Source organism: Sagittula stellata E-37, from assembly GCF_039724765.1.
Taxonomy (GTDB): Bacteria; Pseudomonadota; Alphaproteobacteria; order Rhodobacterales; family Rhodobacteraceae; genus Sagittula; species Sagittula stellata.
The window spans coordinates 1127668-1148231 of record NZ_CP155729.1; the positions used below are offsets into that span (position 1 = coordinate 1127668).

General features: G+C 66.2%; 20 protein-coding genes. 8 read left to right on the top strand and 12 right to left on the bottom strand.

Annotation, left to right across the window (positions count from 1 at the left end):
* The first annotated feature begins 314 nt into the window (after positions 1-314).
* Positions 315-1703 (top strand): vanadium-dependent haloperoxidase, encoded by a 1389-nt coding sequence (locus tag ABFK29_RS05315; RefSeq protein WP_083803394.1) that lies wholly within the window; start codon positions 315-317, stop codon positions 1701-1703.
* A 117-nt stretch (positions 1704-1820) separates the two neighbouring features.
* Here ABFK29_RS05315 and ABFK29_RS05320 read toward each other — a convergent pair whose 3' ends face one another.
* From ABFK29_RS05320 to ABFK29_RS05350, 7 genes are all read right to left on the bottom strand, one after another.
* Positions 1821-3221 carry a nucleobase:cation symporter-2 family protein gene (locus tag ABFK29_RS05320; RefSeq protein ID WP_040604140.1) on the bottom strand — a complete coding sequence of 467 codons (1401 nt, stop codon included), beginning with the start codon at positions 3219-3221 and terminating at the stop codon, positions 1821-1823.
* A gap of 230 nt (positions 3222-3451) precedes the next feature.
* Positions 3452-3748 (bottom strand): 4a-hydroxytetrahydrobiopterin dehydratase, encoded by a 297-nt coding sequence (locus ABFK29_RS05325; RefSeq protein WP_005855390.1) that lies wholly within the window; start codon positions 3746-3748, stop codon positions 3452-3454.
* Positions 3745-4944, bottom strand: a complete 1200-nt coding sequence (locus ABFK29_RS05330; RefSeq protein WP_005855392.1) for a GNAT family N-acetyltransferase — start codon at positions 4942-4944, stop codon at positions 3745-3747. The genes ABFK29_RS05325 and ABFK29_RS05330 overlap by 4 nt, the downstream gene beginning before the upstream one ends.
* Positions 4945-4975: 31 nt before the next feature.
* Positions 4976-5728 carry a glycerophosphodiester phosphodiesterase family protein gene (locus ABFK29_RS05335; RefSeq protein WP_005855394.1) on the bottom strand — a complete coding sequence of 251 codons (753 nt, stop codon included), beginning with the start codon at positions 5726-5728 and terminating at the stop codon, positions 4976-4978.
* The gene (locus tag ABFK29_RS05340) at positions 5725-6189 is read right to left on the bottom strand and encodes a RidA family protein (RefSeq protein WP_040604141.1); all 465 of its coding nucleotides are present in this window, start codon (positions 6187-6189) and stop codon (positions 5725-5727) included. Before ABFK29_RS05340 ends, ABFK29_RS05335 begins: the two co-directional genes overlap by 4 nt.
* A 268-nt stretch (positions 6190-6457) precedes the next feature.
* Positions 6458-7978 carry an HlyD family type I secretion periplasmic adaptor subunit gene (locus tag ABFK29_RS05345; RefSeq protein ID WP_005855398.1) on the bottom strand — a complete coding sequence of 507 codons (1521 nt, stop codon included), beginning with the start codon at positions 7976-7978 and terminating at the stop codon, positions 6458-6460.
* Positions 7975-9708: a type I secretion system permease/ATPase gene (locus tag ABFK29_RS05350; RefSeq protein ID WP_005855400.1), complete on the bottom strand. Its 1734-nt coding sequence runs from the start codon at positions 9706-9708 to the stop codon at positions 7975-7977. The genes ABFK29_RS05345 and ABFK29_RS05350 overlap by 4 nt, the downstream gene beginning before the upstream one ends.
* A 215-nt stretch (positions 9709-9923) precedes the next feature.
* Between ABFK29_RS05350 and ABFK29_RS05355 the strand changes: the two genes are divergently transcribed.
* Both ABFK29_RS05355 and ABFK29_RS05360 read left to right on the top strand, forming a co-directional pair.
* Positions 9924-10670 carry an MlaA family lipoprotein gene (locus ABFK29_RS05355; RefSeq protein ID WP_005855402.1) on the top strand — a complete coding sequence of 249 codons (747 nt, stop codon included), beginning with the start codon at positions 9924-9926 and terminating at the stop codon, positions 10668-10670.
* 47 nt (positions 10671-10717) lie between these two features.
* On the top strand, positions 10718-11323 hold the full coding sequence (locus tag ABFK29_RS05360; protein WP_005855404.1) for an MlaC/ttg2D family ABC transporter substrate-binding protein: 606 nt from the start codon (positions 10718-10720) through the stop codon (positions 11321-11323).
* Positions 11324-11635: 312 nt separating this feature from the next.
* Here the strand turns inward: ABFK29_RS05360 and ABFK29_RS05365 are convergent, their stop codons facing one another.
* Positions 11636-13846, bottom strand: coding sequence for a transglycosylase domain-containing protein (locus ABFK29_RS05365; RefSeq protein WP_040604052.1), 2211 nt, complete (start codon positions 13844-13846; stop codon positions 11636-11638).
* Positions 13847-14102: 256 nt separating this feature from the next.
* Here ABFK29_RS05365 and ABFK29_RS05370 point away from each other — a divergent pair, with 256 nt between their 5' ends.
* The 4 genes from ABFK29_RS05370 to bfr all read left to right on the top strand — a co-directional run bounded on the left by ABFK29_RS05370 (position 14103) and on the right by bfr (position 16839).
* Entirely contained in the window at positions 14103-14441 is a 339-nt protein-coding gene (locus tag ABFK29_RS05370) for a P-II family nitrogen regulator (RefSeq protein WP_005855408.1), read from the top strand.
* Positions 14442-14472: 31 nt separating this feature from the next.
* Positions 14473-15810: an ammonium transporter gene (locus ABFK29_RS05375; protein ID WP_005855410.1), complete on the top strand. Its 1338-nt coding sequence runs from the start codon at positions 14473-14475 to the stop codon at positions 15808-15810.
* 181 nt (positions 15811-15991) lie between these two features.
* The gene (locus tag ABFK29_RS05380; protein ID WP_005855413.1) at positions 15992-16231 is read left to right on the top strand and encodes a (2Fe-2S)-binding protein; all 240 of its coding nucleotides are present in this window, start codon (positions 15992-15994) and stop codon (positions 16229-16231) included.
* Positions 16232-16356: 125 nt separating this feature from the next.
* Positions 16357-16839: a bacterioferritin gene (bfr, locus tag ABFK29_RS05385; protein WP_005855417.1), complete on the top strand. Its 483-nt coding sequence runs from the start codon at positions 16357-16359 to the stop codon at positions 16837-16839.
* Between the two features lie 311 nt (positions 16840-17150).
* Here bfr and ABFK29_RS05390 read toward each other — a convergent pair whose 3' ends face one another.
* A complete protein-coding gene (locus ABFK29_RS05390; RefSeq protein ID WP_005855419.1) occupies positions 17151-17918 on the bottom strand; it encodes a FadR/GntR family transcriptional regulator in 768 nt (255 codons plus the stop codon).
* A gap of 153 nt (positions 17919-18071) precedes the next feature.
* On the opposite strand from ABFK29_RS05390, the gene ABFK29_RS05395 reads away from it, so the two are divergent.
* Positions 18072-19088 carry a calcium-binding protein gene (locus ABFK29_RS05395; protein WP_005855420.1) on the top strand — a complete coding sequence of 339 codons (1017 nt, stop codon included), beginning with the start codon at positions 18072-18074 and terminating at the stop codon, positions 19086-19088.
* A gap of 66 nt (positions 19089-19154) precedes the next feature.
* On the opposite strand, the gene ABFK29_RS05400 is transcribed toward ABFK29_RS05395, so the two are convergent.
* Genes ABFK29_RS05400 through pgsA form a run of 3 tightly spaced genes read right to left on the bottom strand, consistent with a single transcriptional unit; the run spans position 19155 to position 20505 of the window.
* Complete coding sequence (locus tag ABFK29_RS05400; RefSeq protein ID WP_005855422.1) at positions 19155-19595, bottom strand: molybdenum cofactor biosynthesis protein MoaE; 441 nt, start codon at positions 19593-19595, stop codon at positions 19155-19157.
* The gene (moaD, locus tag ABFK29_RS05405) at positions 19595-19840 is read right to left on the bottom strand and encodes a molybdopterin converting factor subunit 1 (RefSeq protein WP_005855424.1); all 246 of its coding nucleotides are present in this window, start codon (positions 19838-19840) and stop codon (positions 19595-19597) included. The genes ABFK29_RS05400 and moaD overlap by 1 nt, the downstream gene beginning before the upstream one ends.
* A complete protein-coding gene (pgsA, locus tag ABFK29_RS05410; RefSeq protein ID WP_005855426.1) occupies positions 19840-20505 on the bottom strand; it encodes a CDP-diacylglycerol--glycerol-3-phosphate 3-phosphatidyltransferase in 666 nt (221 codons plus the stop codon). The genes moaD and pgsA overlap by 1 nt, the downstream gene beginning before the upstream one ends.
* Positions 20506-20564 lie beyond the last annotated feature (59 nt).

Consider the following 20564-nt stretch of genomic DNA (forward strand, 5'->3'; position numbering starts at 1 on the left):
CGGTTCCGTGCGCGATGGCAGCCCGTCTGCGCCCGCGCAGGACAGCCTCGGCACGGGCGCGCGCCTCCCGGCTACATCCCGATATATCCCTTCGGCCCGCTAGCGGACGCTTTCCCGGCACCGATTCCCTGCGGGCAAAATCCGTCGCGCGGCATTCCGCCGATCCGGATGGATCGCGGCACTGGCGTGTTTTCTTCGGGAAATAGTGGGTTCTGCGGGCCTTTCCGGGACGGGCCGGACCGAAAAGCTTGCCAGCTTCAATGCCGTCGGCCAACATCGGCCAATAACATTAATTTGAAGTTGGGAGCTGCCATATGACCGACTCGCAAGTGATTACGAATTTCAGCAGACGCGCCGCACTGGGTTTATTGACCACAGCCGCAGTTGTCGCCGCCACACCGAAGGCCTTTGCCGGACAAGGTTGCGGCTCCGGCGCGTCCTACATCGAAGGTGTCGTGTCTCCGGGCAATATGACCCCGGTGATGTGGTGGTCCGACCAACTTGTGCAAAAAGTGCGTGACACCGCCACCCCGCCGCCGCCGGCCACCCGCGCCTTCGCTATCGGCCACCTCGCGGGTTTCGTCGCGGTCAACGGCCTCGCCCCGCGTTATGCAGGGCCGGTGAAGTTGCCCGAACCGCCGATGCCGGTGAATGCGGACATCGCCTACGGCACTGCCGTCGCCACCGCGATCAACGCGCTTTTCGGCTGGGACAACTGCGAACTGATGGCGTTCCTCGACGGGTTCGAGGACGGGGAGGCCAAGAACAACGCCATCGTCTGGGGCGCCAACGCGGCCCATGCCGTGCTCGACTGGCGCGGCGAGGACGGGATCGGCGGCTCGAAGGAGCTGCTCTACACCAAGCTCGACGGCCCGATGGCCTGGCAGCCGACCGGCCCGTTCTTCGGCGCCCAGAACGGCCCGACCTTCAAGCAATACGGCGGGCCGCTGCTGCCCGGTTGGGGCAGGATGAAGACCTTCGCGGTCGGCTCTGCCCGCGACTTCCGTCCGGCGCCCTTCCCGCGTCAGGACAGCAAGGAGTTCATGCGCCAACTCGAAAAGGTCTTCCAGTGGGGCGGCGCGACCAGCGATTTCCGCACCGAGGACCAGGCCGAAATCGCCTTCTTCTGGGAAGACGGCCCGCGCGGCGCGACCCCGCCGGGGCACTGGCAGATCATCGCCATGGACCTGCTGCAACGGCAGGACTTGGACCTCGTCGACCAGGCGCGGTTCATGGCGCTCATCAGCATGGCGCAGGCCGATGCGGCCATCGTGACGTGGGATTGCAAGTTCGACATGGACGTGGTGCGCCCCGAAACGGCGATCCGCACCACGGTCCTGCCGCAGGACAAGTTCGCGCGGTTCCATGACGCCGAGTGGAAGACGCTGATCCCGACGCCGCCGTTCCCGGCCTATACCTCGGGGCATTCGACGTTCAGCGGTGCCTCGGCACGGATGCTGGCGCATCTGCTGGGCACCGACAACGTGTCCTTCACCGGTGGTGCCCCGGATCTGGTGAACTGGCCGAAGCAGCTGACCGGCGTGCGGCGGTCGTGGACGCGACTCAGCCAGGCGGCGGAAGAGGCGGGCGCGAGCCGGGAATACGGCGGCATCCACTGGGAGGCCGACAACACCGAAGGTCTGCGCATCGGCGGGCTGATCGCCGACACTGTCTTTGACACCTCCCTGCCGCGCCTGGGCTGACACCGCTTCGGGCATCGAAACCCCCGCGGTCCGCTGCGGGGGTCTTCCTTTCCCGCCACCCCGAAACAACAGAAGGGCGCGCCGCACGGCACGCCCTCCACTTCGTTCCGACAGCGCTCAGACGGCCGCCGTCTCTTCCTCCACCGGCGCCACGGTCTCGACCGGTTTGGAGGTCTCTTCGGTATCCGGGATCACCAGTGACAGAATGATCGCCGACAGGCCCGCCAGCGTGATCGGCGTGGCGACCACCTGCTTGAGGAAGACCGGCAGGTTCTGCGTGGCATCCGGCACCAGCGTCACACCAAGGCCAAGCCCGAAGGACACCGCCATGATGTAGACCTTCTTGCGGTCGATCTCCTGCGTGGCGAGGATGCGGATGCCCGCCACCGCGATGGTCCCGAACAGCACCAGCGTCGCACCGCCCAGCACCGGCTTGGGGATCAGGAGGAAGATCTGCCCCACCACCGGCAGGAAGCCCAGCACCACCAGAATGCCCGCGATATACAGCCCCACGTGCCGCGAGGCGACGCCGGTCATCTGGATCACCCCGTTGTTCTGGCTGAAGGTCGTGTTCGGGAAGGTGTTGAACAGTGCCGCGAGGCCGGAGTTCACCCCGTCCGCAAGGATGCCGCCCTTGATCCGCTTCATGTAGAGCGGCCCCTTCACCGGCTGGCCCGCGATCACGGAGTTCGCCGTCAGGTCGCCCGACGTCTCGATCGCCGTCACGAGGAAGACGAAGGCGATGGGCAGGAAAAGCCCGATGTCGAAATCCAGCCCGTATTTCAGCGGCTGCGGGATCGCCAGCAGCTCACCCTGACCGGCGCGCGACAGATCGACCTGGCCCAGGACCATGGCGACGATGGTGCCGACGACCAGCCCGATCATGATCGCCGAAATGCGCAGCATCGGATTGCCTACGAAGGTCAGCACAAGGATGACTGCCACGACGATGGCTCCCATCAGCAGGTTCACCGGTGCGCCAAGCGTCTCGCCCGCCTGTGCACCGCCGGCGAAATCGGTGAAGCCCACCTTGACCAGCGACAGCCCGATCACCGTGATGACGATGCCCGTCACGGTCGGCGTGATGATGCGGTCCAGCTTGTCGACGAACTGGCTCAGCACGATCTCCACGAGGCAACCGGCAAGGCAGAGTCCGAAGATCATCGCCAGCATGTCCTCCGGCGTGCCGCCCGCGTTCTTCACCGCAAAGCCCGCCGCCAGCACCGGCCCGAGAAAGGCAAAGGAAGTGCCCTGCACGCTCAGCAGGCCAGAGCCGACCGGACCGACCCGGTAGCACTGGATGAAGGTCGCCACGCCCGACACGAACAGCGACATGGCGATGAGGTAGGGGATGTGCTCTCCCAACCCGAGGACGCCGCCGATCACCAGCGTCGGCGTCACGATCCCCACGATGGAGGCGAGGATGTGCTGCATGGCCGCCAGCGCGGCAGCGGGCGGGGCGGGGGTATCGTCCAGCCCGTAGATCAGGGTTCCCGTGTCGTTCGATGTACTCGTCATGTGTCCCTCCATGCCTTGCAGGCATTTGTTTACCTTTGGACAAGTCTCGGGACAGGGAGCGCAATGGGCGAGTCCGCAGGCGCGCAAACACTGCTGACGCAGCGTCACATACTTGAAACGCCCGCCGAAACGCGCCATGGCGGCGTCATTGCCTGTTTGGGAGGCAGTCGCGGCACGGCACAGAGAGCGCGGGACGCGGGCCGGGGACTCACGTGCCCGGCCCGCGACCGTCAGCCGATCAGGCCGTCCATCTTTCGCGCAAGCTTTGCATCCAGCGAAGACAGCCCGCCCACGTCATGCGTGCTCAGCGTGACCTCGACGGTGTTGTAGACATTCGACCACTCCGGGTGGTGGTTCCACTTCTCGGCGTACATCGCGGCCCGCGTCATCCAGCCGAAGGCGGCGGTGAAGTCGTCGAACTTGAACGTCTTGCGGATGGCGTCGCGGTCCTCGACCATCTCCCATCCGGTGGCGAAAAGCGGTTCCAGCACGGTCTTGCGCCCGGTGTCCGACAGTTTCTCGGTCATTCTTGTTCCTCGCGTCTGTCTTTTCTGAACGGCCCGTAGCTGGTCAGGATCTCGATATCCTCATCAACCGCGCGCCGCTCCGCTTCCAGATAGCGCGCAACGGCATCCGAAAAGGAGGGTTCTGCCAGCCAGTGCAGGGAATGCACCGGTTTCGGCAGATACCCGCGCGCCAGCTTGTGTTCGCCCTGCGCCCCGGCCTCGACCCGGCCAAGGCCGTGCGCGATGGCAAAGTCGATGGCCTGATAATAACAGGCCTCGAAATGCAGGCAGGGGTGGTCCTCGACGCAGCCCCAGTAGCGCCCGTACAGCACGTCGCGCCCGATGAAGTTCAGCGCGCCTGCAACATAGCGCCCCTCGCGTTCGCACATCACCAGCGCGATGTCGTCCCGCAGCGTCTCCTGCGCGATGTCGAAGAACCGGCGCGTCAGGTAGGGCGAGCCCCACTTCCGCGCCCCGGTGTCCTGATAGAAGTGCCAGAAGGCGTCCCAGTGCTCGGGCAGCAGGGCGTCGCCCGTCAGCATGTGGATCTCGCCGCCGAAGTCCTGCGCCTTCGCGCGCTCCTTGCGGATGGTCTTGCGCTTGCGCGAGGACAGCGTCGCCAGGAAGGCGTCGAAATCGGCGTATCCGTCGTTGTCCCAGTGAAACTGCTGCGTCACCCGGTGCAGCAGGCCCATCTCCGCCCCGGCCTCCGCCTCTTCCTCGGTGCAGAAGGTGGCGTGGACTGAACTCAACCCGTGGTTCGCCGCGAACTGGATCGCGCCCTGCACCAGCGCCGAACGGCCCAGCGTCTCCCAGCCCGGCTTCACCAGGAACCGCCGTCCGGTGGCGGGGGTGAAGGGCACCGCGATCTGCATCTTCGGGTAATAGCGACCGCCCGCGTTCTCCAGCGCATGGGCCCAGGAATGATCGAAGATGTATTCGCCCTGGCTGTGGCTCTTGGCGTACATCGGCGCCACCGCCACGACCTGGCCCTCCACCTCGACCGACAGGTGGTGCGGCTCCCACCCGGTGCGTGCATCGACTGACCCGCTGTCCTCCAGCGCCTTCAGGAACCGGTGGGTGGTGAACGGATCGCCGGGCCGCTGCCCGTCCGCGGCCTCGGGACAGGCGCAGGCATCCCAGACCTCGGGCGCAATATCGCCAAGCGAGGGCAGGACGCTCACGGTCACGTCGCGCTGCGCAGTCTCTGTGTTCATGCTTCCCAATCTGGCCCTGCCGGCGCGGCGATCAAGCGGGGTAGCCCTCGAACGTCACATTATCGGCGATGCGCCGCGCCTCCGCTTCCTCGGCGGGGGTGCGGATCGTCCAGCACAGGATCGACAGGCCGCGCGCCTTCAGTTGCGCCACCCGGGGATTGTCCAGGTCGCCGTGGTGATGGCTGATGAAGTGCAGCGGCATCTCGTCCGCCAACCCGATCTCCGCCAGTTCCACACGCCGCGCGGCGGGCAGGGTCGGGTAATCCTCGGCGGTGCCCGCGCAGGTCGTCAGGCCACGCGGGCGGCGCGGACACAAACGTGCAAGCGCCGCCACGGAATGCGGGTTGAACGACATCAGCGCCGCCTCACCCGGGTAGCTCTCGATGGCCCGCGCGCAGGCCTCCTCCAGCGGACCCACGTTCGGGCCCATCTGGCCGTCCTGATCCTTGACCTCGATCAGCAGCGGCACCTGGCCCGCGACGATCCCCAGCACCTCGGTCAGTGTCGGGATGCCGTCTTCCGCGTCGCGCAAAAGAAGGCCGCCCAGTTCCGCCGCCGTGCGCTGCGCCACCGGACCGCTGGCGCCGGTCAGCCGCGCCAGGTCATAGTCGTGAAAGACCATGGCCTCGCCATCCGCCGACAGTTGCAGGTCCAGCTCGATGGGATACCCCGCCGCCACGGCGGCCCGGATCGCGGCCCGGCTGTTCTCCGGCCGTCCGGCCGCCCGGTCATGGAAAGCCCGATGCGCGACAGGCCGGTCGAGGAAGGCGCGCGGCAGCATCATTCGACCTCGAAGATGCCTTCGATCTCCACCGCGACGCCCAGCGGCAGCGCCGCCGCCGACACGGCAGAGCGGGCATGCCGCCCCTTGTCGCCCAGAACGGCGACCATCAGGTCCGAGGCGCCGTTGATCACCTTCGGCTGGTCGGTGAAATTGCCCAGCGAATTGACGAAGCCCACCAGCTTCACAACGCGCTTCAGCCGGGTCAGGTCGCCGCCGCAGGCCGCCTTGACCTGTGCCAGCAGGCTCAGCGCGCAGGCCATCGCCGCCGCCGCACCTTGGTCGACGTCCAGGTCCGCGCCCACCTTGCCCTTGATCAGTTCGCCATCCATCATGCTGATCTGGCCGGACACATACAGCGTGTTGCCGGTCAGCACGTAAGGCACGTAGTTCGCAGCCGGTACAGGCGCGTCGGGAAGGGTCAGGCCAAGCGTCTGAAGGCGCTCTTCGATCTCGTTGCTCATAGGGTTCTCCTTGTCGTCGTGGCGACATGCCGCGCGACGCGGCGAAGCTAAATCGCGGCCCGGGAAAGCGAAACCCCCCTGCTGCTTCACCTTGGCAAAAAATACCTCTGCCGCGCCGGCGACGCGGCGCAGGTCCCGGGCAAGGGCGCCCCGTGACATCGCCCCGATGCCATCGCGCGCCCCCGGCGGCCAGTGCCGCCACCCCGTCTCAAAAGCCCAGGCCGGCAGGATATCCGTCGCCGCGCGCCCGCGCACGCCCCGCAAACCTTCAGCCCTCGCGGAACGCTTTCGAGAAGTAGTCCATGAACGGCTTCACCAGATAGGCCAGCGGCGTGCGGTCCTCGGTGCGGATGAAGGCCTCCACCGGCATGCCGGGGATCAGCACGGTGCCCTCGGGCAGCCGCGCGATCTCGCCCTCGTTCAGCACGATCTCCGCGCGGTAGTAGCGCACGCGCGAGGCTTCATCCTCGAAGGCGTCGGCCGAGATCTGCGTCACCTCGCCGAACAGCTCCGGCGTCCGACGCTGGTCCAGCGCCGAAAACCGCAGCGCCACCTCCTGGTCGACGAACAGCCGGTCGATGTGGATCGGCTCCACCTGCGCGGCGATCACCAGCGGGCGGTCCTGCGGCACGAGATACATCACCGGTTCCGCCGGCCGGATGACCGAGCGCGGGGTGAAAACCGTCAGCCCGTAGATCACGCCCGACACCGGGGCGCGGATGTCCAGCCGGCTCAGCCGTTCGCGCAGGCTGCGGCGTTGCTCCGCCAGTTCGCGCTCGCGGAACTGAAGGTCGCGCAGGGTGGTGATCGACTCCTCGCGGCGCCGCGTCTCCAGCCCGAGGATCTGGATCTCCGTCTCGGTGATCCGCCCCTCTGCCTGCGCCTTCGAGGCCACCAGCTCGCCCACGGTGCCCGACAGCCGCGCCTGCTCGCGCTGGAGCGACAGCACCCGGCTCGCCTGCGCCAGTCCGCGGTCCAGAAGTGTCTGCTGGTCGCGCAACTCCTTCTCGATCAGTTCGAGCTGGGTGGTCAGCGCGGCCTGCTGTGCCTCGATCCCGCGCACCTGGTCGGCGATCTGCTCGGACCGCTTGCGCAGTTGCTCGACCTCGCGGTTCAGCGATTCCGCCCGGGCGAAGAACAGGTTGCGCTGGCCTTCCACCAGTTCCGCGACGTCCTCGTTGTTGCGCGCAGCGGCCAGCACCTCCTCCTCGAAGACGATCTCTTCCGCGCCGTCCCGCTCCGCGATCAGGCGCGCACGGCGGGCCGTCAGCTCGTAGAGCTGGCCCTCGACGATGTTCAGTTCGGACAACAGAAGCGTCGGGTCGAGTTGCAGCAGCAGGTCGCCCTCCGCCACCTCGTCACCCTCGTCGACCGCGATCCGCGCCACCACGCCGCCGTCCGGATGCTGGACGACCTGCCGGTTCTGATCCACCTGGATCTGCCCCGAGGCGACGATGGCGCCGGAAATGTTCGTCGTCGCGCTCCAGTAGCCGAAACCGCCCACCAGCAGTGCCACCGCCAGAAGACCCACCGTCATCGGCCCGCGCGTCGGGAAGGAGGCATGCGACGGCAGGGCGGGGGCCGCGCCGCCGCCACCCGCGTTCGGCCCAGCTGTCCGGGCCGCCGTCGCCGCCGCCAGAGGCCGCGCCTGCGCGCCAGCAGCCGGACCCGCGCCCGCAGCCGCACCGGCGGTCATCTTACCCTGAACCCGGCTGTCGCCCGCCGCGACACCGCCTTCTCCGGCGGGGGCGGGCGTCGTCCGGCTGTCGTCCTCGGTCCTGCCGCTCATCTCACACCTCCCGGGGTGGCCGCCTTCTGGATCTGCTGGTGGTTCTTCACCATCTGCTGCAGCACCTCGTCCTTCGGTCCGAAGGCCACGCGCTGCCCGCCTTCCAGCATCAGAAGCTTGGTGCATTCCTTGATGGCCGCCGGACGATGCGCCATGATCAGCACCGATTTTCCTTCCGCCTTGAAGCCCGCGATCGCCTTGTTGACCGCTTCCGATCCCTCGTTGTCGAGGTTGGAGTTCGGCTCGTCCAGCACGAGGATCACCGGATCGCCGTACATCGCGCGCGCCAGCCCGATGCGCTGCATCTGCCCGCCGCTCAGCCGCCCGCCAATGGCGGTGACGCGCGTGTCATAGCCGTTCGGCAGCTTGAGGATCATCTCGTGCGCATCCGCCTTGCGCGCCGCCTCCACGATCTTCTGGGCGTCGGGTTGGGGCGACAGGCGCGCGATGTTCTCGGCGATGGTGCCATCGAACAGGGTGACGCGCTGCGGCAGGTAGCCCACGTGACGCCCCAGCACGTCCGGCCCGTACTGGTCCAGCGATGCGCCATCCAGCCGGATCTTGCCGCCCGCTGGACGCCAGATGCCGGTCAGCGCGCGGGCCAGCGTCGACTTGCCCGACCCCGAAGGCCCGATCACGCCGACCGCCTCGCCCGGGGCCACGTTGAAGCTGACCAGCCGCAGCGCCGCCTGCTGCTCGCCCGGGGCGACCACGGTCAGTTGCTGCACGTCCAGCTTCGCCTCCGGGCGGGGCAGGGCGGTGCGCGGCGCCTCCTCCGGCACCTCGGACAGAAGCTGCGCAAGGCTGGTCCAGCCCTTGCGCGCCCGGGTCACAAGCGGCCACTGGCCGATGGCCAGCTCGATGGGCGCCAGCATCCGGCCCATCAGGATGGAGCCCGCGATCATCGCGCCCGGCGACAGCTCGCCCTCCAGAACCAGGTAGGCGCCCAGCCCCAGCATCCCGGACTGCAACAGCATCCGGAAGGTCTTGGTCATGGTGGCGAAGGTGCCGGTGATGTCCGCGGTGGTGATCTGCCCCGACAGAGCCTGCCCACGCGCGCCGATCCAGCGGACAAAGGCGTCGCGCCGCATCCCCAGCGCCTGCACCATCTCCGCCTCCTGCCGGATCTGATCCGAGGTCCGCTCCGCCTGCATGACCGCGACGTTGGATTTCAGCGTCGGATTGCGCGAGATCATCTGGTTGGCCAGTGTCACCACGATCAGGAAGCCGCCGCCCGCCAGCGCCAGATACCCCATCCACGGGTGGAAGATGAACAGCCCAAGAAGGAAGATCGGCGACCACGGGATGTCGAAGACCGCCAGAAGCACCGGCGAGGACATCAGCCGCTGCACCGATTCGAGGTCGCGCAGGCCGGTCTGGGCCAGCTCGTCGTTCTTGACGGTCGACCGGCGCAACACCGCGTCGAAGACCCGCAGGTCCAGCGCCGCCTGGAAGCGTGCCGCGACCCGACCCATGACGCGGCCACGGACATAATCGAGGATGCCCATCATCCCGTAGAGAAAGACGACCAGCGCGGTCAGCGCGACCAGCGTCGCCTCCGACCGCGACCCTAGCACCCGGTCGTAGACCTGCAGCATGTAAAGCGGGCCGGTGAGCATCAGCATGTTGACGAGGAAACTGAAGACCGCGACGAACCAGTAATATGGCCGCGACTGCCGCCGCGCTGCCCTCAGCTCTTCACGGCCGGTCTCGAATTCCTGTTTGCTCATGTGCCTCCTCGCGGTTGGCCGAACCGGCGTTCAGGGGGCCGGCAGCCTTCCGCCACGTCTGCGGGCCGAACCGCCGGACGCTTGCCCTTGTCGCCATTGTGCCACAAAAGTGCTGAATGCAGGTTGCTTGCTTGGGCGCCTTGTAAAATGAAACTACCTTGTCTTTTACGGAAGCCGTGAGGCGATCCAAGGACTTTCGACGGGGGGCGGTCCGAATGCTCAGGACACGTGCGGTCTTCGCACTTATCGCGGCGGCGTCTTTGGCGGCCTGTTCGGTCCCCGGCCCGGGGCAGGCGCCGGACGGCGTGTGGGACCCCTACGAGGCCCAGAACCGCCGCGTGCATGCCTTCAACCGCAAGATCGACGAACGCGTGTTGCGCGGCACGGGCGCGGGGCTGGCCGACTCCGTTCCCGACGGCAGCCGCCAGGCCGTGGCGCAGTTCGCGGACACCGTGGGCACGCCGCAAACCGTGCTCAACCAGCTTTTGCAACTGCGCCTGTGGCGCGCGACGAAGAACACGCTGCGCTTCACCATGAACGCGACGCTGGGATTGGGCATCCTCGATCCGGCGGCCGAAATCGGGCTGGTGTCGGACGAAAGCGACTTCGGCGAAACGCTGGCGGTCTGGGGCCTGCCCGAGGGCGCCTACCTCGAACTTCCGATGGTCGGCCCCTCGACCGAGCGTGACGCGGTAGGCTCTGCCGTCGATCTGGTGACCAACCCGCTGAGCTACGCTCTGCCGTCGCCCGAGAAGTACATCGGTACGGCGGCCCGGGTCGCCGACAAGGTCATCAAACGCGGAGAGTTCGGCGAAACCGTCGACTCGGTGCTCTACGACAGCGCCGACAGCTACGCACAGGCGCGGCTGATCTATCTCCAGAATCGCCGTTTCGAACTTGGCGAAGACGCGCCGGGCGCCGCCGACATCGACCCGATGGCGCTCGACACCACCGGTTTCTGACCGGCACACAGCCTGCCGGCAAACAGCTTTCCAGAGAGGCATTCGACATGGACACGACGTACACCCGACGCACGGTGCTCACCCTCGGCGGTGCAAGCCTTCTGGCACTTGCCTTCCCGATGCCCGGCCTCGCGCTGACCGAAGGCCAGGCCAGGGGGCTGATCGACGGCATGGTGGCCGAGATCAACAAGGTCATCGCCAGCGGCAGGTCCGAACGCGCGATGTACACCGACTTCGAACGCATCTTCCGCACCTATGGCGACATCCCCTACATCGCCGCCTACGCCTTGGGCAACGACGGGCGCACCGCCACGGCCGCGCAGAAGAAAGCCTTTTCGAACGCCTTCACGGGGTACATCTCGCGCAAGTATGGAAAGCGCTTCCGCGAGTTCATCGGCGGCCGGCTGGAAGTGCAGTCCGTCAAGGCCGTGAAGAACTACTATGAGGTGCGGACCACCGCGTTCCTGCGCGGCGAAAGCCCGTTCACCGTGTCTTTCCACGTCTCCGACCGCACCGGCCGGCCGTTGCTGTTCAACATGTTCATCGAAGGGGTCAACATGCTCCTGACGGAACGCACCGAAGTGGGCGCCATGTTGGACCGCCGCCGCGGCAATATCGACGCGCTGATCCAGGATCTCAAGACGGCCTCCTGACGACCACAGTCCCAGGGCGGCGCAAAGCCCCGCCCTACACCGCGTCAGCGCCACCCCTTCCAAAGCGCATCGACCCGGGACCCGATTGATCGGGGCTCCGCCCCATCGCTCCTGAGGAGCGATTCCCCGAGGTATTTCGGCCAAGATGAAGGGCCGGGACCGCCTTGCGCCTTCATCTTGGTGAAAATACCTCGGGGGAGGCCGAAGGCCGGGGGCGGAGCCCCCTCCTGGAGGGCATGGCTCGGGCGTGCGCAAACGCTAGCGGCCCGCCTTGGTAGGGCGGGGCTTTGCGCCGCCCGGCGTCGGGGTCTGTCAGCGGTTGCCGCCGAGGATGTCGCGAAGCACCTGTTCCAGCACGCTCTTGGGCACTTCGCGGGTGCCGCCGCCTCGGGGAACCACGACCTCCGGGGCCTGTTGCGGCACGGGTTCGGGCTCCGGCGGCGGGGCGGGGGCGACCGGCGCCTGCAGCGGGAGGGGCTTCGGGGTCACGCCGTCATGCACCCGGGCCATCACCTCGTGCCAGATTTCGGCGGGCAGGCCGCTGCCGGTCACGCCGGAGAGCGGCGTGTTGTCGTCGTAGCCCATCCAGACCCCGGCCACGTAATCGGCTGTGAAGCCCACGAACCAGGCGTCGCGCGCCTCCTGGCTGGTGCCGGTCTTGCCCGCCACCTGCCAGCCGTCGAGCCGCGCCCGCGTGCCGGTGCCCTCGTCGACCACCTTCTGCATCATCCAGGTGAGCTGCCGCGCGGCGCTTTCCTGCACCACCCGTTCGCCGATGCCGCCGCCCGTGCCCATCAGCGCCTCGGTGTCGCCTTTCAGGCGCAGTTCCTCCAGGCCGTAAGGGGTCACGGAGGAGCCGCCGTTCAGGATGCCGGCATAGGCGCCCGTCATCTCCAGCAGCGTCGCCTCGGACGCGCCGAGCGCCAGCGACGGCGTGTCCGTCAGGTCGCGGTACAGGCCGAAGTCGCGCGCCACCCGCATCACCAGGTCGCGCCCCACCGATTCGGAGACCTTCACCGCCGGCACGTTCAGCGACCGCTGCAGCGCTTCTGTCAGCGTCACCCGACCGTGGAAGTTATGGCTGTAGTTGTCCGGGCAGTAGTCCTTCTGCCCCCCCGGCATGTCGACGCACCACCGTTCGTCCACCACAGTGTCGAGGGGCGAATAACCCAGTTCCAGAGCCGTGGCATAGACGAAGGGCTTGAAGGCGGAGCCGGTCTGCCGCACCGCCTGGAAGGCGCGGTTGAACAGGCCAGTGGCGTCCACGTCCCGTCCGCCGACCATCGAGCGCACGGCGCCGTCGGCGCTCATCACCACCACGGCCACCTGCGCCTTCGAGCCTTCCTTGACCTTCTCGGAAAAGACCTGCCGCACCGCGTCCTCGGTGGCGCGCTGGATGCGCGGGTCGAGTGTGGTCGAGATCACCACGTCCTCGGTCGTGTCCTGGGTGAAAAACTCCGGCCCGGACTGCATCACCCAGTCGGCGAAGTAGCCGCCGCCCATGGTGTCCGCCCCGCTGCCCAGCGTCGCGGGGTTGTTCTGGTACTGGCGCATCTCCGCTTCGGTGATGTAGCCCTGATCGGCCATCAGCCGCAGCACCGTGGCCGCGCGGGCCTGGCTGCGTTCGAGGTTCGAGGTCGGCGCCAGCGTCGAGGGGGCGGTCAGGAGACCCGCCAGCATCGCGCCTTCGGCCGGGTTCAGCTGCGCCGCGTGTTTGCCGAAGTAGCGTTGCGAGGCCGCCTCTGCCCCGTAGGCGCCGCCGCCCATGTAGGCGCGGTTCAGGTAGATCGAGAGGATCTCGTTCTTGGTGTACTTCACCTCCATCGCCATGGCGAAGATCGCTTCGTTGATCTTGCGCTCCAGCGAGGACTGGCGGCAGTCCGCGACGTATTCGGCCTCCGTCTTCCAGACCTTGGGGTCGTAGACCTTTCCGAGGCACAGCAGTTTCGCGGTCTGCTGCGTGATGGTGGAGCCGCCATGCCCCTGCAGCGCGCCCCGGCCTTCGCTCAGGTTGATGCGCACCGCCGAGGCGACGCCCCTCGGGCTGACGCCGAAGTGGCGGTAGAAGCGTTTGTCCTCCGTGGCGACCACGGCGTTCCTGAGGTGCGGGCTGACGCTTTCGGCAGTGACCACGCCGCCGAACTGGTCGCCGCGCAGGGCAAAGACCGCGCCGTCGCGGTCGAGCAGCGTGACCGAGCCGCGCGCGCGACCGTCGAGCAGGGTCTCCACCTCCGGCAGGGTCGATTCGACGTAGAGGACCCATGCGCCGATCGCCAGCGCCACGAGAACCGCGACCGACACCGTGATCTTGAAGACCAGCCGGAAAATCCACCCGAAGAACCCGGTTATGAGCCCCGCGATCCCGCCCCGGCGCTGCCTGGGGGCGCGCCGCCGCTTCGCGGACGCCTTCCTTGCCGGGGTCTTCTTGGCTGTTTCGGCCTTGGATTTCGCGGATGTTCTGGACGACTGACCGCCGTACCTGCGGTCCGCCACCAGCCGACCGGGCTTTCGTGTGGAACTCATGAAACTGCGCCTGCTCAGGTTTGTTCGTTGCGCCGACTCTACCCGGTCCGACTCGGAATGTTGACCACTTCCCGGCGAAGGTGACGTTTTTGTTTTGCGCAAAATGCAGGCAAATTCCCTATAGTGCACAATTATTATGCGTCATGCGTTGATGGAACGCCTCATTTTCCGTCAAACTCTTCAATTTGGGCGGCCTCACCCGCTTTGCTGCCAGTGCAATGCGGGGGCGGCCCCGCCAAGACCGAAGGGGAACAAGGTGAAACTGATCATTGCAACGATCAAGCCGTTCAAGCTCGAAGAGGTGCGCGAAGCCCTCACGGGCATCGGCGTGCGCGGCATGATGGTTACGGAAATCAAGGGCTTCGGCTCTCAGTCCGGCCATACCGAAATCTACCGCGGAGCCGAGTACGCCGTGAACTTCGTGCCGAAGATCAAGCTGGAGATCGTCGTCGGCGCAGCCATGGCGGACCAGGTGGTCGAAACCATCAAGACCACCGCGCAGACGGGCAAGATCGGCGACGGCAAGATCTTCGTTCTGGATGTGCAGCAGGCGGTGCGCGTGCGTACCGGCGAAACGGATGCAGACGCGCTCTGAGACGCGCCACTCATAGGGGAATGACACAGACATGAAACGCTTCACCACAGTTGCCGCGGCCGCCGCGCTGGTGGCGCTGCCGACACTGGGCTTCGCTCAGGAGGCAGACGTCACGCCGCCGAACGGAGAGATCGGCTACATCTTCACCACCTTCATGTTCCTCGTCACCGGCTTCCTGGTGATGTGGATGGGCGCAGGCTTCTCCATGCTCGAAGCCGGCCTCGTGCGTCAGAAGAACGTCACCATGCAGCTCATGAAGAACATCGCGCTCTTCTCGATCGCTGCGATCATGTACTACCTCATCGGTTACAACCTGATGTACCCGGGCGACGGCTGGTCCGTGGAGGGTGTCATCGGTGCCTTCATGCCGACCACGCTGGAGCCCGTCGGCCTGGCCGATACGGAAACCGACCTCACCTACGCGTCCGTGGGCTCCGACTTCTTCTTCCAGCTGATGTTCTGCGCCACCACCGCCTCGATCGTCTCCGGCACCCTGGCCGAGCGCATCAAGCTGTGGCCCTTCCTGATCTTCACCGTGGTCCTGACCGGCTTCATCTACCCGATCCAGGCGTCCTGGAAGTGGGGCGGCGGTTTCCTCGCGCCGGGCATCGACGGCCAGACCGACTTCCTCGACTTCGCAGGCTCCACCGTTGTGCACTCCGTCGGCGGCTGGGCAGCCCTGACCGGTGCCCTGATCCTCGGACCGCGGATCGGCAAGTACAAGGACGGCCGCACCGTGCCGATGCCGGGTTCAAACCTGACCCTGGCGACCCTCGGTACGTTCATCCTGTGGCTCGGCTGGTTCGGCTTCAACGGCGGCTCGCAGCTCTACATGGACACCGCGGGCAACGTGGCCGACATCTCCCGCATCTTCGCGAACACCAACACGGCAGCCGCCGGTGGCGCGATCGCGGCGCTGATCCTGACGCAGATCCTCTACAAGAAGCCGGACCTCACCATGGTGCTGAACGGCGCTCTGGCAGGCCTCGTGTCGATCACCGCTGAGCCGCTGACCCCCGGTCTGGGCATGGCGACCATCATCGGCATGATCGGTGGCGTGCTCTGCGTCCTCGCGGTTCCGGTCCTCGACAAGCTCAAGATCGACGACGTTGTCGGCGCCATCCCGGTGCACCTCGTCTGCGGCATCTGGGGCACCATCGCCGTGGTCCTGACCAACGGTGACGCGAACCTCGGCGTACAGCTCTACTCCATCCTCGTGGTCGGTATCTTCGTGGTCGTCACCTCCGGCGTCGTCTGGTTCATCCTGAAAATGGTCATGGGCATCCGCGTCGGCGAGGAAGAAGAGATCATGGGCCTCGACATGGCCGAACTGGGCATGGAAGCCTACCCGGAATTCTCCAAGGGCTGAGACCTCCCTCTCAACCCGATCTGGCACGGGCCCGGGCGCAGCGATGCGCCCGGGCCTTTCCTTTGCGCGCAGGGGCGTCCTCCTGCTGCGCGCAAAGGAAGGCCCGAGTAAATCCATCAGGATTGACAAGTCCGACTTAATTGGTCATCTATTTGGCGTCAGCAAAAGGATCAAACGCGCCATGATGATCTGCCACTGCAACGGACTTTCGGACAAGGACATCCACGCCGCCATGGACTGGATGCGCGCCGCCGACCCGGACACGATCATCACGCCGGGCAAGGTCTTCCGCGCTCTGGGGCGCAAGACCGATTGTGCCGGCTGCCTGCCGCTCTTTCTCGAAACAATGCAGAAGAACCCCAACCTCGAAGTGCCCGTTCTGACAAGCGTCGGCGCCCGCCGCATGCGGCAGGTGCGCTGACGGTCGCACCCGTCGCGTCGACTATTGGCGCCGCCCGGAAATCTGCCGTAAGGTGATCTGACCGATCACCCAGCCAGCGCCCGCGAGGACCGCAAGCCAGGCCATTTCAGACAATGAGGGGCACCATGAAGGGCGACGAAAAAGTCATCGAATATCTCAATGCGGCACTGCGCAGCGAACTGACCGCGGTCAGCCAGTACTGGCTGCACTACCGGCTTCAGGAAGACTGGGGCTTTGGCCGCGTGGCCGCCAAATCGCGCGCGGAAAGCATCGAAGAAATGCACCACGCCGACAAGCTGATCGACCGGATCATCTTCCTCGGTGGCCATCCGAACCTGCAAAAGCTCGACCCGCTGCGCATCGGCGAGACCCTGCGCGAAACGCTCGAGGCCGACCTCGCCGGCGAATACGACGCGCGCACCCTGTACATCGAGGCGCGCCAGCACTGCGATTCGGTGGGCGACTACGTGTCGAAGAACCTGTTCGAAGAACTGATCGCCGACGAGGAAGGGCACATCGACTTCCTTGAAACGCAGCTCGATCTGGAAAAGACCCTCGGCGCCACGGCCTACGGCCAGCTCAACGCCAAGCCGACCGACGATATCTGAGGAACGGCCAGCCCGGGGCGGGCGATTCGGGGGCGCGACGCGCGCCACCGTTGCGCCGGGCGGCATTCGCGCAAAGATATTAATAACCGGCCGGTTCAAGGGGTCGAACCGGCCGGGACTCACCCCAACAAATGGTTAACGTGGTAGGATGAACGCAGCGGACGCTGCATTCACAGTCACGGTTTCCTGCCCCATCGGTAGCGCCCGAGACGCCCATCACACTCTATGCATGTAAAGGTCAAGCCGACGTTTACACTGGCACGCAACGCACGGTGCCCGGGATCGGGCACGTTCAGCCGACCGCGTCATGCTCAGCGGCTGGTTTCCCGCTCCAGCCTCTGACGCGCGATCAGCTCGTTGCGCTCTGCCTTGCGGTCGGCGGTCAGGGCCGCCTCCACGTAATCCAGGTGCTGCTCCACCGCAGCGCGCGCGGCTTCCGCATCGCGGATCTGAAGTGCGGCGTTGATGGCCCGGTGCTGCTCCAGCAGGCTTTCGCGCGTGGTGCGCTGCTTGAACATGATCTGGCGGTTGTAGAACACGCCCTCGCGCAGCAACTGATACATGCTGCGCATCATGTGAAGCATGATAACGTTATGGGAAGCCTCGATAATTGCGAGGTGGAAGTCGGCGTCCAGCCGAGCTTCCTCTGCCGGGTTGCGCTTGCCGTGGGCCGCTTCCATCTTGGTCATCAACTCGTCGATGACCTTCAGGTCGGTTTCGGTGCCGTTTTCCGCCGCGCGCTGCGCCGCCAGACCCTCCATATCGCGCCGGAAGGACAGGTAGTCAAAGACCGCCTCGTCGTGGTTGGCGAACAACCCCACCAGCGCCTCCGAAAACGCGGAGCCCAGAACGTCGGTCACGAAGATGCCCGCGCCAGCCCGGCTTTCCAGCAGGCCACGGGCATGGAGTTCGGCCACCGCCTCGCGCAGGGACGGGCGAGAAACCCCAAGCTTTTCAGACAGTTCGCGTTCCGAGGGCAGGCGCTCTCCGGGCCGCAGGATGCCGCGCAGGATCAGTTTCTCGATCTGCCGCACGACCGTTGCCGCCAGTTTCTCCGGTTGGACTTTCTCGAAGGGCATGGGACCTCGCTTTGGTCTGTTCGTCTTACCAAAGCCGAAGTCACACAGGGAAGCCCCATCCGTCGGCGCTTGTAAACAATTACCCGAAATGCGGCGCATTACGGCCTTAATCCTCAACAGAATGGTTCGGGACACCGCACCACAGAGGCCCCCATGCTGACCGCACTGATTGCTACCCTCCTTGGCACCATGACGCTTGCCGCCGTCGCCCAGCCGGGCGACCTGACAGAGGGCGACGACACACCCGACCTGCCGCTCGACCAGCCGGACGCGGCATCCGGCGACATTGTCCAGGCGGGGCTCTGGTCCGACCAGGTGGATGGCACCGCACAGGACGACTGGCTGGCCGGTGGACGGAGCTGCGATACACTGGAAGGTCACGAAGGTAACGACACCCTTTACGGAGAGCGCGGCCGCGACCTCCTCGAAGGCGGCACCGGCAACGATTTCCTAAACGGCAACGCCTGGCACGACGCACTGGACGGCGGCGCGGGTGACGACACGCTCCTTGGCGACACGGGCAAGGACACGCTCCTCGGCGGCGAGGGCGACGACGAGATGTCCGGGGGCGAGTGGGACGACCTGCTGATCGGCGGCGCAGGCAGCGATGCTATGACAGGCGACGGTGGGGACGATCTGATGTACGCGCATGTTCCCGGGCCTTCGGGCGACGACATGACGGCGCGGGCGTTCCATGAATCTCTTGAGCATGTCTTTGACCACAGGGCAGAGTTCGATGCGCTCTCCGAGCAGGACCAGCAGGCAGCGGCGGAAACCCTGTTCGACGAGATGCTGCAACGCTATCCCGGCGCCCCGGCGGGCGCGGACGGGGCCGACACTCTGGACGGCGGGGCGGGCGACGACACGCTGCACGCCGGTGACGGCGACGAGATGATCGGCGGTGCGGGGGACGACGACTTCGTGGTGTCCGACTGGACGGCGCAGAGCGGTGGGACAGGCGCGCTTATTGACGACTTCGGCCTGGGTGACGATGAACTGATCGTGGAGTACGACGCTTCGACCGGGGCGGCGGCTCCTGAAATCGCGGTGACCACGTTCGCGAACGGAGACCAGGTTGTCACGGCTGACGGCCTGACAGTTGCAACCCTGCTGTCGCCAGCGCAAATGCTGGATGCGTCGGACGTCCTTGTGGTGGGCGTAATGGTCTGAGCCGCTTGGCCAGGGGGCCCTCGGCCTGTTGGTCGCCGCTATGCGCCGCCTTTGCCCCTCAGGTAACTACCAGCGGTCAAGCGCCGCCTCGTCCTCGTCCCGAGCGGCGACCCAGCCCGTTTCGTCGCCCACGAATTCCTTTTTCCAGAAGGGCGCGCGCGATTTGAGGTAGTCCATCAGGTATTCGGCCGCCTCGAAGGCGTCCTTGCGATGGCGCGCGGCGGTGGCGACCATCATGATCTGCTCGCCGGCTTCCATCCGCCCGTAGCGGTGGATAACCAGCGCATCGCCGAGGGACCAGCGGTCCATGGCCTCGGCGGCGATCTTTTCCAGCGCTTTCTCTGTCATGCCTGGATAGTGTTCGATCTCCATCGCGTTCAGCCCGCCGTCCACATCGCGGACGACGCCGGTAAACGTCACGATGGCGCCCATGTCGTGGCGTCCGGCGGCGAACCCCGCCGCCTCGGCGCCGAAGTCGAAAGGCGCGTCCTGAACGACGATCCGCATCAGCCGCCCGTCATCGGCGGGAAGAAGGCCACTTCGCGCACACCGGCAAGGGGGGCATCGAATTCCGTCAGCTCCTGGTCGACGGCCACGCGCAGGGCCGAGATGTCCTCGAAGGCTGCGGCGTAGCGTTCTTCGCGGGCGCGCAGTTCCGTCACGAGGTCCATGACCGTCGCCGCGCCGGTGTCCACCGTTTCCTTGGCCAGTCCGATCCGTTCGCGGACCCAAGCGAAATAGAGTACCTGCATCACGTCTCCTCCTTGAGGTGCGGGATCGCCTTTCGGAAATAGTCGAGCCCGGTGATGAGCGTCAACGCCGCCGCCAGCCACAACAATGCGATCCCTGCGAGACCGGACCAGACCATGCCGTGCTGCTTCCAGCGCAGGCCCATCAGGTCTTCTGCCGTGCCATCGAGGATATTGCCCACGATTTCGTCGTTCATACCCATGGATGACATCACCACATAGTGCTCGAACACGCCTTGGCTGAACAACACCGCGATGGCGACCATCTGGACCGTCGTCTTCCACTTCGCCAGCTTGGTCACTTTGAGCGTGCCCGATACGTCGCCGAGGAACTCCCGCAGACCGGAAACGAATACCTCGCGGAACAGGATAACCGTGGCGGGCAGGACAAGCCACGGCGTCCAGGACGAATACCCGACGATCACCATGAGGGCGATCACCACCATGGCCTTGTCGGCGATCGGATCCAGCATCGCGCCGATCTTGGTTTCTTGGCTCCAGGCGCGGGCAAGGTGGCCGTCGAAGAAGTCCGTGATGGCCGCGCCCAGGAAGAGGATCAGTGCAAGCCAGTCCGCGAGCGGCCGCGCGAAATACAGAAACATCAGTGCCACGCCGGGGGCGGCAAGCAGGCGCAGGGCCGTCAGGATATTGGGCAAGGTCCATTTCATCGCAGCATTCCTAGCTGGTTCGAACCGGCGGGGGAAGGGGCCTCGCCTTAGTGGCAATT